The sequence below is a fragment of the Marinobacter sp. MIT930201 genome, from assembly GCF_047122665.1.
GTDB lineage: Bacteria > Pseudomonadota > Gammaproteobacteria > Pseudomonadales > Oleiphilaceae > Marinobacter > Marinobacter salarius.
Genome location: NZ_CP138916.1, coordinates 1,133,476 through 1,150,487 on the forward strand (window position 1 = coordinate 1,133,476; position 17,012 = coordinate 1,150,487).

A 17,012-nucleotide genomic window follows, 5' to 3' on the forward strand; every position below is an offset into this window, starting at 1 on the left:
CCGCGGGTCATTGAACAAAACCTGCTGTATGCTTTAAACCACGGACGCCCGGGAGAGGACGGATACCATGGCCCAGATGGCCGAAAAATTCCTGTTAAGCCGCCTGTCGAGAACTGGATTCCTGATCCTGATCGCCATTGCCGCATTTTCAGTGATCCAACGGGAGACACTGACAGCAATCACCGCTATTGTCGCCGCAGCACTGGTCTTCAGCGGCAACACCTTCCACCCCGGACGCTCTCGACAACCCTGGCCGGCGATTCACCGACTCCTGTTTGTGGCGCTGTTGTCGCTTTTGGCCACCAGCCTATGGACAGGGCCCTGGAGCCTGACCCACTGGCTCTACGTCGCACCACTGGTCGGCTTTGCACTGCTGCCCGTCACCTGGGCAGCGGCGATTACCGCACTCTGCGCCGTTCTTGCGATGTCTGCCACCCATTGGTCTGCCGGCCTGCCCGAACGCCACCAGATGCTTAGCGCACTGCTGCTGACCGTTATGCTCTCAGGCCTGCTGGTTTTCCTGCGTGAGTACAAGTCGCGACAACTTGCGCCCCTGCGCCGGACCGACGAACTGACCCAGGCCGCAAGCCGCGAATACCTGACGGCTGATCTCCACAAGGAGATCCAGCGCAGTGAACGGGAAGGCACCGATATGTCGGTGATCATGATCGGCCTGGACACCCACCTGAGCGACAGCGACCCGGATGCCGACATACGCTCCATACTGCCACGGATCGGCCGTTATCTGCACTCCCAGCTACGGGATTTCGACACCTACTATCGGGTAGCAGATCTGCAATTCCTGGTCATCCTGCCAGGCATCCCCACGGCAGAAGCGGCATCACAGGCCGAGACGATCCGAAAGGGATTACGCACCCTGCTTGCCTCACACCAACTGCATCTGACGGTCAGTGCGGGAATCGCCGGCCTGAATATCGGCGATGACGCAGACAGTTTGCAGCAATCCGCTGCCAATGCGTTGCGGCGCGCCCAGCAACAAGGGGGCGACCGCGCCCAGTCCTACAGTACCTGGACACACACATCGCCCCCACCCAGAACGGAGGGGCCGGCGTTATGACTGAAACCCGCTTGAGAAGTTTTACCCATCTGGCCGGTTATGCGTTTGCCAGTCTTTTCATTGCAAGCCTGGCATTCCAGAACCTTCGCTACGGATTCTATGACCTGTTCTTCCTGGCTGCCGGAATGGCGTTGCTGACGGTCGCAGGCGCTGGCTATACCTTCATATGTCGCCGCCGCCAGTTGTCGGCACCGGGGCATCTCCTTATTCTTACAGCGCTGAACAGTGGGTTGGTGGCGGCCATGTTTGCCCTTGACCCTCCCGGCATCAGTCATTGGGTTATGCCCCTGGTTGTACTGAATCTGCTGATCCTTCCGCTACGACAGGGGCTGATCCTTTCCCTGTTATTGCTGGTCGCACTGGCACTCTTTCTACTCCTGTCATCGCCCCTGATGTACGCCATAACCATCAGTGCCGGGGTGTTTGCTCTGGTCGCGGTGGCCGCGCTGTATATCTGGCACTACGACCACATGGCACAATCGGCAGAGGATCTGGCCATTACCGACCCGGTGACCGGCGCCCACAATGCACGCTTCCTGGACGAAACCCTGCAAAAGGAAATTTCCCGGGCCATTGTCATGTCACACTCCCTGTCGGTGATTTCCCTGGCCATTGATTACGCCGAGGAAGCCGAAGATCTGCACGGCCAGGCCGGCATGCAGCGACTGCTCAGGGACCTCACCCAGCACCTGTTTGACGTTATCCGTGCTGGCGACACCCTTTACACGCTTGAAGACGGCGAGTTTTTCCTGATCCTGCCCTTCACACCGGAAGAAGGCGTACGCGTCATCGCCGAACGAATTCGGCGGACCATCGCGGAACAGAACTGGCCTCTGGCCGGAAAAGTGACTGTCAGCCTTGGCTGCACCACTCGCGCCAGTACCGACATCCGCACGGCGGACCTGCGAAAACGGGTTAGGCATGCATTGGAGGAAGCCCGTAAACGTGGTGCCGATTCGGTCTGGTACAGCCAGGGAGATGTTCGCCCATCATGATGCCGGAGTGGCTACAGTCACTGACCGACTGGCTGGCAACCAACCCGGGCTGGCTGTCAGCGGCGCTGTTCCTCACAGCATTCCTCGAGTCCCTAGCCTTTGCGGGCATCCTGATCCCCGGGGTTGCCATCCTGTTCGCCGTGGCGGTGCTGGCTGGCCAGGTGGCCATACCGGTGGCCGAAGTCCTGCTGTGGGCCGGCGCCGGAGCCGTTGCTGGCGACGGCATCAGCTTCGCCCTCGGCAGACTGTTTCAGGGACGCCTGGACAGGCTTTGGCCACTGAATCGTTTCCCGGGATTTATCGGCAAAGGCGAGGCTTTCTTCCATCGTCACGGCGGTAAAAGCGTCGTTATCGGACGCTTTGTGGGCCCGATTCGACCAATCATTCCGCTCATCGCCGGCGCATTTCTGATGCCGTGGCGACGGTTCCTGGCCTTCAACCTGTCATCGGCAGTGGCCTGGGCACCAGTCTATGTATTGCCGGGGTATCTGGTTGGTAGCGCCCTGGCCAGCGAATTCGAACCACCCGCTCACTTTTACCCTGTGATCGCAATCAGTGCCGCAATACTGCTGGTGATTTACCTGTTGCTTTTCCGCTTCCAGTTAGGTCTTGGGCATGGCAGCCAGCTCTACCTGTGGTTGTCGCGCCTCACGGCCCGCTACGATTCGACCCACCGCTTCTGGCGCCTGTATACCAGCCAGCGACCCGCGCAGGCCGGCGAGTTCCCGCTACCCTCATTGTCGTTGGCACTGGGAGCCGGGGCTCTGTTTATGATTTGGGGCCAACTGGCCATCGCCACCCAACTGCTGGCGCCGTTTGATGAGCTGACCCTTCAGTGGTTTTCTCAGTTGCGGACCCCGCTTCTGGACCCGGTAATGATCCTGCTGACGCTTCTCGGGGACCCACCGGTACTGCTGGCAGCAGCGGCGTTGAGCGCTCTGGCCCTTTACTTTCGTGGTTACTACGCCGCCGCCATCCATGTGGCGGGAGCAGCACTGCTCACGACTGTGTTGGTCTGGGGCTTCAAATACCTGACCGCCATACCTCGGCCGGACGTTGTCTTCGGACCTCCGGATTCGGGCGCTTTCCCCAGCGGCCACGCCACCGGCGTCACCGTTCTTTCTACCCTGGCAGCAAGCTTTATCGCCAGGGAAAGCCGGAATATCAGACGCTGGCGCTACTACCTGCTTTTCAGTATTCCCATTATCCTTGGGGCGCTAAGCAGACTTTATCTGGGCGTTCACTGGTTTACCGATGTGGTGGCGGGGGTGTTTCTCGGGCTCTCGATCTGCGGGTTCGTAAGGGCCAGCTATAGCCGCTACGACAACGTCCCACTGGCAAGGGATGGAACGCTATTGATTGCGGGGTGGGGATGGCTCGCCTTCGTGGCCTGGTATGTAACGACACAATGGTCAAACGCGGTTGTGCTCTACAGTGTCACCGCTCCGTAGCAACCATTATTCAGCTTTCTTCCAGTGCTTCCAGCAACCCCAGCAGACGCTCCAGGCGCTCCAGGGGCGCCTGGAGCTCCACCAGCCGCTGCTTTTCCTGCTTGTCCAGCGGCAGTAATTCGGTCAACCGCCACCCCACATCCCTGGCGTCGTCGTAGTCTACGTCCATATCCAGTTCCCGGACGACAGGATGGCGAAACAACGCTTTCAACACCGAGGGGAGTTCCGCGAAACGCTCAGGAACAGGCGTTTGCTCCTCCGCCAGCAGGCATTCCACATCCCCGACATTCAGTCCGTCCGGCTGCTGCCAGGAACGTACCACCGTTACCTTATCCTTGCCTTCAACGGTAATACCCAGCAAACCGTTATCCATCTGCTGGAAATCAATAATGCGAACATAGGTGCCGATATCGTAGAAAGCCACCGACTTGCCCGTTTCCAGACCTTCCCGAAGCAGCACGACTACAAATCCCCGATCCTCCTTGAGGCAACGGGTGAGCATATCGATGTATCTGGGCTCGAACAGCTGCAGGGGAATCCGTCCACCGGGCAGCACTACAGAGTTCAGCGGGAAAAGAGGTACATTCATTGTTGGTATTGTCACCAGTAAACTAGCTCCGGAGGAATGACGACCCTGTCATATCCTCAATGAATTGAAAGCAGGCGATGGACTTCGTCCACCCTTGCACGGGCTTCCGTCAATAGCTGCAGGCTTCGGGACGCGTTCAGCTCAAGCTCACCAAGACGGCGATAGGCAGGCACCTCGTCAAACGGTGGCAGAGACCCGTTCTGACTGGACCCAATCATCGCATGCAACTGGGCGACAATCACGATATCCACCAGCTGAGGTGAGGATTCCCGGCACTCATACCCCCAGTCCTCCGCATGCCTTGTCGCCTCCAGAAAGCCATTAGGGAACGACCAGCTTTCCAGGATTGCGGTTCCCACATCGGCCCTGAGCTCGCCAATGGCATGCTCAAGATTGGCCTGATCGGCAAACAGATTGACGTGATGCTCCGCCTGCACCAGCACCGGCACGACTCCGATATCGTGCAACAGCCCTGCGAGCAACGCCTCTTCCGGGTTGATGGAGGTAGCACTATCCGCAAGCACCCAACACAGGGCGGCCATCTCACGGGAATGGCGCCAGAGTTTGTCCATTTCCTTTTGCAGCGATGCCTGTTTGGTTTTGAACACCTCGCGCATCGAAAACACCGTAACCAATTGGCGCGTGGTACGCATGCCCAACCGGATAACCGCCTCGCGAACGTTGCGAACATCACTGAATCCACGGTACAGGGGACTGTTGCAGGCTCGAACCAGTTTCGCAGCCATCGACGGGTCCGCCGAGATTGCACTGGCAACCTGATCCGCCGTGGAATCTTCTCGGTCTACGGTTCTGCGCACTTTCCAGGCCACATCCGGCACGCTTGGCAGGGTCAATTGATTGGAGCGCAGCTCGGCATAAAACTCCATCAGCAGATGGTGTTCTTCGCTGCCCTCGTCGCCAGCCCCGTCACCGGAATCCATTTCCACCTGGGGCACGGGTGCGGCCCGCAATAGCTGGTTGAGGATGTCCTGCTGAATAACGAGGAACTCGCTCGCCTTGATGGCGGTCACGTTGTACATCCGGGGTTGCAGCCGGGCAATGGGGTTAATGGCCTTGTCGGTATCGGCCTCGATGGTGGACTTGCGGCCGTCAATCGACTCCAGCTCTACACTGCCGTGGATCAGGAATATGTCCAGGCCATCCCGCACGCCGCGCTCTACCACTCGCTGGCCCGGGCCGTGGGTTCTTCTTTCCGCCCGACTTGCGAGCAAAACCAACTGGTCATCCGTCAACCGGTTCAAGGGTTGAAACTGCTTGAGACGACGCAGAGGCAGGCTTTCCTGGCCAGCCATAGGACTACTCCTCGATCAGTTATTCGTTCGTTCTGTTACACATTGTAAGCGCGGAATCCCAAAACAACCATGCGATCAAGGGGTAATCTGGTATCCTCTTGCGTTCCATTTTCCGACCCAGTTAAAGAAGAGAGACCAGACAACCATGCCCCAGTATCGTTCGCGGACATCTACCGCAGGCCGCAATATGGCTGGCGCACGTGCTCTTTGGCGCGCCACCGGCATGAAGAATGAAGACTTTGGCAAACCCATCATCGCCGTTGCCAATTCCTTTACTCAGTTCGTTCCCGGCCATGTACACCTCAAGGATCTGGGGCAGTTGGTCTGCCGGGAAATCGAGCAAGCCGGCGGCGTTGCCAAGGAATTCAACACCATTGCCGTGGACGACGGCATTGCGATGGGGCATGACGGGATGCTGTACTCCCTACCTTCCCGCGAGATCATCGCTGACTCCGTGGAATACATGGTCAACGCCCACTGCGCTGATGCCCTGGTCTGCATCTCCAACTGCGACAAGATCACCCCGGGCATGCTGATGGCCGCCATGCGCCTGAACATTCCCGCCATTTTCGTCTCCGGTGGCCCCATGGAAGCCGGCAAGACCAAACTCTCGGAGCACAAACTCGACCTGGTGGATGCCATGGTCATCGCTGCCGACCCGAATGCGGATGACGAAACCGTCGCAGAGTACGAACGCAGCGCCTGCCCCACCTGCGGCTCCTGTTCCGGCATGTTTACAGCCAACTCCATGAACTGCCTCACCGAAGCCATTGGCCTGGCTTTGCCCGGGAACGGCTCAATGCTCGCTACCCACTCGGACCGCGAAGCCCTGTTCCTGAAAGCCGGAAGACAGATTGTGGAGAATGCCCGCCGCTATTACGAGGATGACGACGCCAGTGTGTTGCCTCTGAGCATTGCCTCCATGGAAGCGTTCGAGAACGCCATGGTGATGGACATCGCCATGGGCGGCTCCACCAACACCATCCTGCATTTGCTGGCTGCGGCCCAGGAGGGCGGCGTGCCGTTCACCCTCAACGAAATTGACCAGTTGTCCCGCCGGGTACCCCAACTTTGCAAGGTGGCGCCGAATTCCCCCAAGTATCATATGGAGGACGTTCATCGCGCTGGCGGCATCATGGGCATCCTTGGCGAACTGGAACGGGGCGGACTGATCAACACCGACCTGCCAACCGTACACAGCAAAACCATGCGCGAGGCCCTGAAAACCTGGGACATCATGCAGGAGCCCACCCCTGAAGTGGTCGAATTCTACAAGGCCGGTCCTGCCGGCATTCCCACTCAGACAGCCTTCAGCCAAAGCACCCGCTGGCCCTCCCTTGATGGCGACCGCGAGGCAGGCTGTATTCGTTCCGTTGAAAATGCCTACTCATCTGAAGGCGGCCTGGCGGTTCTCTTCGGCAATATTGCCCTGGACGGCTGCGTGGTCAAGACGGCCGGCGTGGACGAAAGCATCTACGTCTTCGAAGGCAAGGCACGAGTATTCGAAAGCCAGGATACCGCGGTCGAAGGCATCCTCAACGACGAGGTCCAGCCTGGAGAGGTGGTCATTATCCGCTACGAAGGCCCTCAGGGCGGCCCCGGTATGCAGGAAATGCTCTATCCCACCAGTTACCTGAAGTCCAAGGGGCTGGGTAAAGAGTGTGCCCTGCTGACTGACGGCCGCTTCTCCGGTGGCACCTCAGGCCTTTCCATTGGCCATGCCTCCCCTGAAGCGGCTGCAGGTGGCGCCATTGGGTTGATCGAGAACGGTGACCTGATCCGTATCGACATTCCCAACCGGTCCATCAACGTGGAGATAGACCAGAACGAACTCGATCGGCGACGTGAGGAGCGGGATGAGAAAGGCTGGAAGCCCGAATTGTCGCGGCCGCGCAAAGTCTCGGCAGCGCTGAAGGCTTATGCGTTGCTGGCAACCAGCGCCGACAAGGGCGCGGTCAGAAACCTGGAAAAATTAGGCTAAACGCACGCGGGCCCGGGGTAGCGACTACCCCGGGCCCGAATTCAGGCAGGAAAAACGGTTATCAGGGCCTAGAAGAAGGACCAGCCACCGTCGTCATCTTCCTCTATATCATCTTCTTGCGCCTGCTCTGCCGACTCGTCAGCTTCCGGCTCCGCGGCCGCACTGGAAGTGCCTGCATCCTGTGACGCTCCGGCGTTGCCGGACGACCCAGCAGCCGCGACCTGAACGTGAACCATACCCAGCGCTTTCTTGGTGGCGTCATCAAGCACACCAGAGGCGTTCAACCCTTGATCCTTTTGAAACGCGGTCAACGCCGAGCGAGTGGTGTCATCCATTTGCGGACTGACATTGTTGATGTCATAACCCGCCGCATAAAGGGCATTCTTAAGCGCCACGGTATCGTTTGCTGACGCAACGGGCGCCGCCGCCAGGGCCATTGCCCCCGCGAGGATAGCAGCCAATATACGGGTGTGAGTGAATATCTGCCTAGCCATGATCTACTCCAGTTACCTGTCGCTTTTTATTGTGTTGCCAGCCCCTACAGGATGGACATTACGACGAAAGACTAACATATTTTAAGCACTGCCGGACCGATCCGATTGTTGTGATTCTGTAGCGGGGGCAGACACATTTACTGACGGGGCTTCATTCGATTCCCCAAACTCGCGTATGAAAATACCCCAGAACGCCATGAACAGAGCCGCGACCAATGGGCCCATCACAAATCCATTAATGCCGAACATCACTATCCCACCCAAGGTGGAGAGCAAAACGATGTAGTCTGGCAGTTTGGTATCCCGGCCAACGAAAACAGGCCGGAGCAGATTGTCCGCGAGCCCGATCACGACCACCCCGAACGCCGTTAGCACAATTGCCGACACCATCTCCCCTGTCGCGGCCAGGTAGAGAGCCGCAGGAACCCAGACCAACGCCGCGCCAACGGCGGGAAGCAGGGACACAATCGCCATCACCACCCCCCAGAGCAGCGCACCCTGAATACCCAGAAGCCAGAAAATACCGCCCCCAAGCGCGCCCTGGATAACCGCGATCAACAAGTTGCCCTTGACCGTGGCCCGCGTGACCTCTGCGAACTTGGCAAACAACAGACGCTCACGCTCGTCTCCCAGCGGCAGCGCACGAATCAACAGATCCACCAGTTTGCTGCCATCACGGAGAAGGAAAAACGCCAGGTAGATCATCAGCGCCAGCCCCAGAAAGAACTGAAACGTATTCTGCCCAAAACCGAGCGCCTGTTTCGCCAGAAACTGACTGCCCCCCACGAAGCCGCTGACCACGCGATCCCTCACCTCTGCGAAGTCCAAACCAAACTGGGCGAAAAACGACTCAATGGCCGGAAACGACTGGATAACCCTGTCGATGTAGTCGCCGGGGCGTAGTTGCCCTTCCTGGATTCGCTGATAGAGGGACAACCCCTCTGCCACCAGCGACGTCACCAACGCCAGCACCGGTATGACCACGATCACCATGCAGATCAGTAGCGTTAGCAGGGCAATGGTATTGGGACGGTCGCCCAACCGCCGGGCCAGGTACTCTCGAACCGGATGAAAGATCAGCGCAATGGCCACGGCCCAGAAAATAGGGCCAAAAAAAGGCTTCATCAGCAGAATGAACGCCAGGGAAACCCCAACCAGCATGGCCAGAAAGGTCCGTGTCTCGAGTTTTCCGTACATAGTGAAATTCCCTGAACCTGGGTGTCGTCGTCTCACAGTAGGTGGGCTGCGGATCTGAATGGGCCTAGACTACCACGCCATCGTGGCCAGTCTAGCGACTTTCAGGTTATAGTGGACGGTTATTGGTCATTCGTTAAACAGGTCGCGACGTTGGATAACGAAGAGTTTGATGTTGAAACGGCGCTGGATGCGGTCGCTGCTCTCAATCGTGTGCTGGCAGCCAGAACGCACCGCCGCAAAGTGATGGGCCAGGAAGTACTGATACCGGGCCAGTTGGGCGAAGCCCTGCAGTTGCCGCAGATCCTGCGGCGTTTGCAGAGTAAACAGGCACGCCAACGGGAGCAGGGACTGGAAGACTTTCAGGAGCTGTGGCCAACGCTGTCGCCTGCCACACGGGAAAAGGTCCTCGACAGAATCGGCTGGTACGACCCGAAATCCCTGGACTGGGAGGACAAACGCTCGAACCGTCGCCCGGTTGCCGACCCGGATCATTGAAACCGTCCTGATAATGAAGTCGTCCTGACAAATGAGCCCTTTCGGGCATTCTTTCGTAGTTCTTGTCCTATTTCTCGTTGAACTGACTTTGAATTGTCACAGTTCGCCCTTACGTTGGAGCTAATGGAGGTTTATTTATGCAACAAACAGAACATTACAACGCCATCGCTTCAGAGAGCAGTGCCGTACCCACTTTACTGTGCGGGCATTGTCGCTCCACCCTGTCCCGTAGCCGAATTTTCCGCAACGAAGAAATGCGGCCCCATAACGACCACTGTCAGACACTTGCCTTATGCTCGGCAGACGACTGTGGTGCTCTGAATTGCTGCGACGCAGCGTTGGCGCGGCTTGACGACCCAGACGAACTCTTCAGCAAAGCATCCTGATTCAAACAGTCAACGCACTGTTACGTAAACCAAACACACAAAATTCCCATCTGATTTATCCTGATTCCTGAAGGCTGCGGTAACACCAGCCACGCAACCACTCAGTCAGGACAGTCGATGGCATGCGTATTCTGAGAACCGATGAAGCCCGCTTCGCAGGTCTTCCGGATTACCCTTTTTCCCCTCATTATCTGGACGTAGAGCCAGGCCTGAGAATGCACTATGTAGACGAAGGCCCGAGGGACGCATCGCCCGTGCTGATGCTGCACGGCGAGCCATCGTGGTCGTACCTTTATCGTCACATGATCCCACTGGTGGCAGAAGCGGGGCATCGGGTACTGGCTCCCGACCTGATCGGGTTCGGTAAATCCGATAAGCCAGCCAATGTAAGCGACTACAGTTACGAACGCCACATGGCGTGGCTGTCCGAGTGGCTTAAGGCCCAGGGCCTGAATAACATCACTCTGGTCTGCCAGAACTGGGGGTCACTCCTGGGCCTGCGACTGGCGGCCGAACACCCTCAACTCTTCCGCCGGATCATTGTCGGCAACGGCATGCTGCCGACGGGGGACACCCCAGTGCCTGCCGTATTCACGCTGTGGAAAACCTTTGCCACCCACAGCCCGTGGTTTCCAGTCGGGCGAATTGTTCAGCTTGGAACGGAAAGGGCCTTGAGCAAGGCCGAAATCGCAGCCTATGAAGCACCTTTCCCATCTGCAGAATTCAAGGCAGGTGCCCGTGCATTCCCGAAACTGGTCCCCGTTTCCGCCGAAGACCCCTCAAGCGATGCCAACAAGGCGGCCTGGCGCATTCTGGAAACCTGGAAAAAGCCGTTTATTACCTGCTTCAGTAGCGGCGACCCCATTACCCGGGGCGGAGACCGATACATGCAACGCCGCATCCCCGGCGCCCATGGCCAACCGCACATCACCTTACGCGGTGGCCACTTCCTGCAGGAAGACTCCCCGGACGACTTCGCCCGCATCATCATCGACGCCTGCAAGTCTGAAATGGCGGCCTGAAGCCGCCATGTCCTGATTGCTACCCGAACACCGTCACCGTCTGGCGGCTAGTCGCCACCAGCTCACCACGGCTTGTCCAGATACCGGCCTGAGTATGGCCGTACCCGGCACCGGCCTGATCAATGGTCGCGCGATACAGCAACCAGTCATCCGGCCCGATTTTTGGCCGCGGATGCATGATATCCAACGCCCAACTCAGGGAACTGGCTGGCGCCGGCGATTTCAGGTGTGGCAGCACGGCAGGCGGCCAGGCGTCAACGAGCGCCACAATATGAGCATCGGTAATGGCTTCTGGCGCCTCCCTGAACTGCATCCACCCGCCCATCTCGCGACCGCCGATACCGCTGAAAGGCATGCCTCCGAACGCCCAGCGCATTTCAATGTGCTGGGTAAACTCCGGGGTCACGCCCTTGATGTAGGGCAATGCCTGGCAATCCCCAACGGCCCTCGCCTCTGGAGCAACGAGTGGCTCAACCGCCACTGCCGACTCCCGATCGCCACCAAAGCTCGCCAGCGCCACCAACTTCGGCTCTCCGCCCTGGACAATGCGCCCCATAACCTGGCTGACGGCCTTGCCTTCCCGCAGAATTTCAGCCTCGACTGTCGCCGGTTCATCCGGCGTTACCGGGCCCACAAAGGACACCTGCATTGAACGCATGGGGCGTCCCGGGGCTACCACCTGGGCCATCCGGTCAAACACCAGGGCGGCAATCAGGCCGCCAAAAGAAGCGCGCCCCTGAGCCCAGGTCGTCGGGATAGTAACGCTCCCACCGCTGGCGGTCTTTTCCATCAATTCGTCAAAATTCATCAGCCTGCCTCATTAGCATCCTATCCGAAACAACCCGGAGATTGCCGAAGATCCACCCGCAACGCAACCGTCATCGCCGGCAACTACCTACTGCACTAACAGCATTAGCCGTGTTAAAGACACAACAAACCAGTTATAATCCCCGCCATAACACGCATTGCATTGCAATGCCCTACCCTCCGAATTCTGAGTAAATTAATGTCTGAATTGTCTTTTGCCGACCTCGGCCTGGATCCCGCTGTCCTCGAAGCAGTTGCCGCCGTTGGCTATGAAAAGCCCTCTCCCATACAGGCCCAGACGATCCCTGCGCTGTTGGCTGGTAAGCACTTACTGGGCGTTGCCCAAACGGGTACCGGTAAAACCGCCGCCTTTGCGTTGCCGTTGCTGAGCCGGATAGACGCGTCTGTTATGGAACCACAGATCCTGGTTCTGGCACCCACGCGGGAACTGGCCATCCAGGTGGCCGAAGCGTTTACCACCTATGCCAGCAAGTTCCGCAACTTCCACGTTCTGCCTATCTATGGCGGCCAGGACTTTTTCCCTCAGATCAAGGGCCTGCGCCGCGGTGCCCAGGTGATCGTGGGCACCCCTGGCCGAATGCTGGATCACCTCCGCAAGGGCACACTGAAGCTGGACAGCCTCAAGGCGCTGGTACTGGACGAAGCCGACGAAATGCTGCGCATGGGCTTCATCGACGACGTGGAAGCGATCCTGGCAAAGACCCCGGACAACTGCCAACGCGCATTGTTCTCCGCGACCATGCCGCCGCAGATCAAGAAGGTCGCCCAGACCTATCTGCGCGACGCCACGGAAGTGAAAATCGAGAGCGAGACCCGCACGGTTGAACGCATTTCGCAGTTTGTGCTGCCGGTCTATGCCGAACGCAAACTGGATGCCCTGACCCGCATCCTGGAAGTGGAACCGCTCGACGCCGCCATTATTTTTGTGCGGACGAAAGCGGAAACCACGTTGCTGGCTGAGAAACTATCCGCACGCGGCCATGCCGTAGCACCGCTGAACGGTGACCTGAACCAGCGTCAGCGCGAGCAGACAGTGGAAGACCTCAAGCGCGGCAAGAAAGACATCATCGTGGCAACCGATGTTGCGGCCCGCGGCCTTGATGTCCCCCGCATTACTCACGTAATCAACTACGACGTGCCTTACGACACCGAAGCCTACATTCACCGGGTTGGCCGCACCGGCCGTGCCGGTCGTGAGGGCAAGGCGATTCTGCTGGTCACGCCTCGTGAACGCAGCTGGCTGCGCACGCTTGAGCGCGCCACCAATTCGCCGATGGAATCCTATGAGCTGCCCTCGCCCAACGCTCTGAAGAAGATGCGCGAAGAGCAGTTTGAGTCACAGCTTCTGGGCTTTGCCGAGGATGGCAAGCTGGGCAAGGCGATGGCGTTGCTCGATGAAATTGCCGAACGCAACGACATGGACATTGCGATGGTTGCTGGTGCGCTGGCTTGCTATCTGGAGGCATCCCAGCCGGGCTCACTGCCCCTGGAACAGCCGGAAGCACTGCCGGTGGTTTCTGCCACCGCTCCGCCACGTCGTGACCGTAAAGGTGGCCGTCCGGGCGGTAAGCCAGGCGGGTTCAAGCCAGGATTCAAGAAGGGCCCCAAGGGCCGCGGTGGCCCAGGCCCGAAGGGCAAGCCTCCCGGCAAGGGTGGCAAGCCTTCTGGTAAACGCCCACCCCGTCAGGGCTGATCTGCTGACTTAGGCGCTCAAGGCTGACTTGGGCGCTGGTAGACGACGAAGCTGTAGTCATAAGGGTTATTATCGGACGCGGAGAAATCCTCCCGTCCGAGCTCTTCCCACTCATCCCAGTTTACTTCCGGAAAGAAGGCGTCTCCCTCCACCTCGGCGTGCACCTGGGTGACGTAGATCCGATCCACCATCGGCAGCGCTTCCGCGTAGATCTGCCCACCGCCGATGATCATGACTTCATCTCCGCCTTCAATCTCGGCCTGTGCTTCGGCTTTGACCAATGCGTCTTCCAACGATTCTGCCGCAACCGTTCCGGCGGGTGCCTCCCATTCCGGATTCCGTGAAATAACCACGTTCATTCGCCCGGGCAAGGGTCTACCAATGGAATCCCAGGTTTTCCGGCCCATGATGATGGGTTTTCCCATGGTGGCCTGTTTGAAGTACCTGAGATCGCCCGGCAAGTACCACGGCAGCTTGTTGTTACGGCCGATGACCCGGTTGCGGGACATGGCTACTATTAGAGCTTTTCTCATTGTTTGTTTATCCTCTTGATTGGGAGCTCCGGATCCCGGGCCCTCGGGACTTGGGGGCTGCAATAGGGCGAGATAATCTGTCCAAAAAACGCCTCAAGGCATCCATGCGCGGCTTGGGCTCCGCCATCCATGGCTCCGCACATTTTTGGACAGATTATCCCGCCCTATTGCGATTCGGCCATACAGATGGTCGATCCACAATTACTTCAATGCAGAGCAGTAGCAAATCTCGAATCATCGCGAACACTCAACCTGACCAACCCTTTCAGATAATCGAACTCTGCTATTCGGTCGCAGGGCAGCGTGTGGGGACTTTCGAAAATGTGCGGAGCCATGGAAGGCGGAGCCCAAGCCGCACACGGACGTCTCGAGGCGTTTTTCGAAAGTCCCCACACGCTGTTCTGCAGGCACCAAAATAAAAGGGCCAGGCCCAGCTAGAGATCAAATAGCAATGGGTGCCTTAATCCCAGGATGCGGCTCATACCCGTCAAACTCGAAATCCTCCAGCTCGTACTCGAAGATCGATGAAGGCTTCCGCTTGATCACCAGTTGGGGCAACGCCCGTGGCTCCCGCTTCAACTGCTCGAACACGATGTCGTCGGTCAGGTGGTTCTGGTACAGGTGACAATCGCCAAAGGTATGGACGAACTCCCCCACACCCAGATCGCACTGCTGGGCAATCATGTGAGTCAGCAACGCATACGAGGCAATATTGAACGGCACCCCCAGGAACAGATCCGCACTGCGCTGATAGAGCTGACAGGAGAGCTTGCCGTCGGCGACGTAGAATTGGAACAGGCAGTGGCACGGAGCCAAGGCCATGCGACCCTTGCGGACGTTGTCCTGGGGGCCAATGGATTCATCCGGGAGCTCAGCCGGGTTCCACGCCGAGACAATCAACCGGCGTGAATTGGGCTTGTTGCGAATCTGGTCAATCACTTCGCTGATCTGGTCGACGGTGCTGCCATCCGGGCAGTGCCAGCTTCGCCACTGCTTGCCGTAAATAGGACCGAGGTCTCCGCTCTCCAGGGCCCATTCATTCCAGATAGAAACGTTGCGCTCTTTCAGCCAGTTGTTGTCGGTGGACCCCTGCAGGAACCACAACAGCTCCTGGATAATGCTGCGCAGGTGGACTTTCTTGGTGGTCACCAGCGGGAAGCCGTCCTGCAGGTCAAAGCGAATCTGGCGGCCGAAGACCGAGCGGGTGCCGACGCCGGTGCGGTCACCGCGGTCCATACCGTTGTTCACCACGTCTTTCATCAGGTCGAGATAGGCTTTCATTCAGCGTTTCTCCGGTAAGCAATAACGATCAGAACGGCGCCCGCCAGGATCATCGGGAACGACAACACCTGCCCCATGGTCAGCCAGTCGAAGGCCAGGTAACCCAGCTGGGGGTCGGGCTGGCGAACAAACTCCACCAGGAAGCGGAAGATGCCGTAACACGCCAGGAACAGGCCTGAGACCGCCATGCGAGGTCTCGGTTTGGACGAAAACCACCACAGTACGATGAACAGCAGGACGCCCTCCAGGGCGAACTGGTAAAGCTGGGACGGGTGCCGGGCCAGACTGTCCGGCGCGGTACGGAAGACCATACCCCAGGCAACATCCGTGGGTTTGCCCCAGAGTTCGCCGTTGATGAAGTTGCCGATGCGACCAGCACCCAGGCCAACCGGCACCAGTGGTGCAACGAAATCCGCAATCTGCCAGAAGGTGCGATCCACCTTGCGACCGAACCACCACATGGCGAAGATCACACCAAGCAGGCCACCGTGGAAGGACATTCCCCCTTCCCACACGCGTAGCAACATCAACGGGTCAGCCGCGAAGGCACTGAAATTGTAGAAGATCACATAGCCAAAGCGGCCGCCCAATATCACGCCAAGGGCAATGTAGAACAGCATGTCCCCCATCTGCACTTCGGTAATGGGCGACCAGGGCTTGCGGGCGCGAAGGCGGCCCAGCCACCAGCCCACAAGAAATCCGACCAGGTAGGTCAAGCCATACCAGTGTATTTTCAAAGGCCCGATGGCAATGGCCACCGGATCGATTTGCGGATGCTGGAGCATCAATAACCCCTCAGGTCAGAACAGAAAACGGATACCTACGACAATCAGGAAGATGGCGAAGATTTTTTTCAACAGGACTGCGTCCAGGCGATGAGCCAGGTTGGCTCCAACCCGGGCGAACAACACACTGGTCAGAACGATACCCACAAACGCAGGCAGATAGATAAACCCGACACTGAGCTCCGGCAGATCTGGGTTCTGCCATCCGGTGCCAATGTTTGCCAGCGCACCGGCCACAGCGATGGGCAATCCACAGGCAGCGGAGGTGCCTACCGCTTGCTGCATCCGCACGTTGCACCAGCTCAGGAACGGAACAGTCAGCGTCCCCCCGCCAATACCAAAAATAGCGGATGCCCAGCCAATACCGGCCCCGGCACCGCCCAGCCCGACGGAACCGGGCACATCGCGGCCAGGTTTGGGGTTGGCACCGAAAAGCATTTTCAAAGCCACCAGAATGACAAACACACCAATGACCAGCTCCAGGACCTCACCACTGAGCATGGATGCGGTCCAGGCACCCAACACCGCACCGAGCACAATGCCCGCCGTCATGGGGCGGAATATCTCCCAGCGGACGGCGCCGTGGAGGTGGTGGGACCGTATTGAACTGATGGAAGTGAAGACAATAGTGGCCAAAGAGGTGCCCACGGCAAGGTGCGCCGCAATGTCGCTACTCACACCCTGCAGGTCAAAACTGAAAATAAGCACCGGAACAATAACCAGCCCGCCACCAATGCCAAACAGGCCGGCCATGGTGCCCGCCAGGGCGCCCAGCACAAGGTACAGGCCAACAACAGCAAAAAGGGTCATACTCAGCCACACGCAGACAGCAAATCAGGCTGGTATGATACACACCGAATCCCTTTTGTTCACTCGCGACTGATGAGCCCG

At 58.5% G+C, this 17,012-nt stretch carries 17 protein-coding genes; 8 read left to right on the top strand and 9 right to left on the bottom strand.

What is annotated here, in order from left to right:
• Nucleotides 1-67 precede the first annotated feature (67 nt).
• Genes SIC19_RS05300 through SIC19_RS05310 form a run of 3 tightly spaced genes read left to right on the top strand, consistent with a single transcriptional unit; the run spans nucleotide 68 to nucleotide 3,524 of the window.
• Nucleotides 68-1,078 carry a GGDEF domain-containing protein gene (locus tag SIC19_RS05300; protein WP_036203822.1) on the top strand — a complete coding sequence of 337 codons (1,011 nt, stop codon included), beginning with the start codon at nucleotides 68-70 and terminating at the stop codon, nucleotides 1,076-1,078.
• Nucleotides 1,075-2,073, top strand: coding sequence for a GGDEF domain-containing protein (locus SIC19_RS05305; RefSeq protein WP_075194936.1), 999 nt, complete (start codon nucleotides 1,075-1,077; stop codon nucleotides 2,071-2,073). The genes SIC19_RS05300 and SIC19_RS05305 overlap by 4 nt, the downstream gene beginning before the upstream one ends.
• Nucleotides 2,070-3,524, top strand: coding sequence for a bifunctional DedA family/phosphatase PAP2 family protein (locus tag SIC19_RS05310; protein WP_036203815.1), 1,455 nt, complete (start codon nucleotides 2,070-2,072; stop codon nucleotides 3,522-3,524). Before SIC19_RS05305 ends, SIC19_RS05310 begins: the two co-directional genes overlap by 4 nt.
• 10 nt (nucleotides 3,525-3,534) lie before the next feature.
• Here SIC19_RS05310 and SIC19_RS05315 read toward each other — a convergent pair whose 3' ends face one another.
• Nucleotides 3,535-4,113 (bottom strand): LON peptidase substrate-binding domain-containing protein, encoded by a 579-nt coding sequence (locus SIC19_RS05315; protein WP_075194935.1) that lies wholly within the window; start codon nucleotides 4,111-4,113, stop codon nucleotides 3,535-3,537.
• Nucleotides 4,114-4,169: 56 nt separating this feature from the next.
• A complete protein-coding gene (locus SIC19_RS05320) occupies nucleotides 4,170-5,426 on the bottom strand; it encodes an HDOD domain-containing protein (protein WP_036203812.1) in 1,257 nt (418 codons plus the stop codon).
• A 145-nt stretch (nucleotides 5,427-5,571) separates the two neighbouring features.
• Between SIC19_RS05320 and ilvD the strand changes: the two genes are divergently transcribed.
• On the top strand, nucleotides 5,572-7,407 hold the full coding sequence (ilvD, locus tag SIC19_RS05325; RefSeq protein WP_075194934.1) for a dihydroxy-acid dehydratase: 1,836 nt from the start codon (nucleotides 5,572-5,574) through the stop codon (nucleotides 7,405-7,407).
• 68 nt (nucleotides 7,408-7,475) lie between these two features.
• Here ilvD and SIC19_RS05330 read toward each other — a convergent pair whose 3' ends face one another.
• Together SIC19_RS05330 and SIC19_RS05335 are read right to left on the bottom strand one after the other, a co-directional pair.
• The gene (locus tag SIC19_RS05330; RefSeq protein ID WP_036203807.1) at nucleotides 7,476-7,901 is read right to left on the bottom strand and encodes a peptidoglycan-binding domain-containing protein; all 426 of its coding nucleotides are present in this window, start codon (nucleotides 7,899-7,901) and stop codon (nucleotides 7,476-7,478) included.
• 81 nt (nucleotides 7,902-7,982) lie between these two features.
• Nucleotides 7,983-9,098, bottom strand: coding sequence for an AI-2E family transporter (locus SIC19_RS05335; protein WP_036203804.1), 1,116 nt, complete (start codon nucleotides 9,096-9,098; stop codon nucleotides 7,983-7,985).
• 150 nt (nucleotides 9,099-9,248) lie between these two features.
• Between SIC19_RS05335 and SIC19_RS05340 the strand changes: the two genes are divergently transcribed.
• The 3 genes from SIC19_RS05340 (at nucleotide 9,249) to SIC19_RS05350 (ending at nucleotide 11,001) form a co-directional block, all read left to right on the top strand.
• Nucleotides 9,249-9,593 carry a hypothetical protein gene (locus SIC19_RS05340; RefSeq protein ID WP_036203801.1) on the top strand — a complete coding sequence of 115 codons (345 nt, stop codon included), beginning with the start codon at nucleotides 9,249-9,251 and terminating at the stop codon, nucleotides 9,591-9,593.
• A gap of 137 nt (nucleotides 9,594-9,730) precedes the next feature.
• Nucleotides 9,731-9,979, top strand: coding sequence for a hypothetical protein (locus SIC19_RS05345; protein ID WP_075194933.1), 249 nt, complete (start codon nucleotides 9,731-9,733; stop codon nucleotides 9,977-9,979).
• A 122-nt stretch (nucleotides 9,980-10,101) separates the two neighbouring features.
• Nucleotides 10,102-11,001 (top strand): haloalkane dehalogenase, encoded by a 900-nt coding sequence (locus tag SIC19_RS05350; RefSeq protein WP_036203799.1) that lies wholly within the window; start codon nucleotides 10,102-10,104, stop codon nucleotides 10,999-11,001.
• A gap of 19 nt (nucleotides 11,002-11,020) precedes the next feature.
• Here the strand turns inward: SIC19_RS05350 and SIC19_RS05355 are convergent, their stop codons facing one another.
• The gene (locus tag SIC19_RS05355; protein ID WP_036203796.1) at nucleotides 11,021-11,809 is read right to left on the bottom strand and encodes an acyl-CoA thioesterase; all 789 of its coding nucleotides are present in this window, start codon (nucleotides 11,807-11,809) and stop codon (nucleotides 11,021-11,023) included.
• Between the two features lie 198 nt (nucleotides 11,810-12,007).
• Between SIC19_RS05355 and SIC19_RS05360 the strand changes: the two genes are divergently transcribed.
• Nucleotides 12,008-13,522, top strand: a complete 1,515-nt coding sequence (locus SIC19_RS05360) for a DEAD/DEAH box helicase (protein ID WP_036205678.1) — start codon at nucleotides 12,008-12,010, stop codon at nucleotides 13,520-13,522.
• Between the two features lie 17 nt (nucleotides 13,523-13,539).
• Here the strand turns inward: SIC19_RS05360 and SIC19_RS05365 are convergent, their stop codons facing one another.
• The 4 genes from SIC19_RS05365 to SIC19_RS05380 all read right to left on the bottom strand — a co-directional run bounded on the left by SIC19_RS05365 (nucleotide 13,540) and on the right by SIC19_RS05380 (nucleotide 16,931).
• Nucleotides 13,540-14,055, bottom strand: coding sequence for a dihydrofolate reductase (locus SIC19_RS05365; RefSeq protein ID WP_036203793.1), 516 nt, complete (start codon nucleotides 14,053-14,055; stop codon nucleotides 13,540-13,542).
• A 441-nt stretch (nucleotides 14,056-14,496) separates the two neighbouring features.
• The gene (locus SIC19_RS05370) at nucleotides 14,497-15,336 is read right to left on the bottom strand and encodes a thymidylate synthase (protein WP_075194910.1); all 840 of its coding nucleotides are present in this window, start codon (nucleotides 15,334-15,336) and stop codon (nucleotides 14,497-14,499) included.
• Nucleotides 15,333-16,121: a prolipoprotein diacylglyceryl transferase gene (gene lgt, locus SIC19_RS05375; protein WP_036203787.1), complete on the bottom strand. Its 789-nt coding sequence runs from the start codon at nucleotides 16,119-16,121 to the stop codon at nucleotides 15,333-15,335. Before lgt ends, SIC19_RS05370 begins: the two co-directional genes overlap by 4 nt.
• A gap of 15 nt (nucleotides 16,122-16,136) precedes the next feature.
• A complete protein-coding gene (locus SIC19_RS05380; RefSeq protein ID WP_075194909.1) occupies nucleotides 16,137-16,931 on the bottom strand; it encodes a sulfite exporter TauE/SafE family protein in 795 nt (264 codons plus the stop codon).
• Nucleotides 16,932-17,012: the final 81 nt, after the last annotated feature.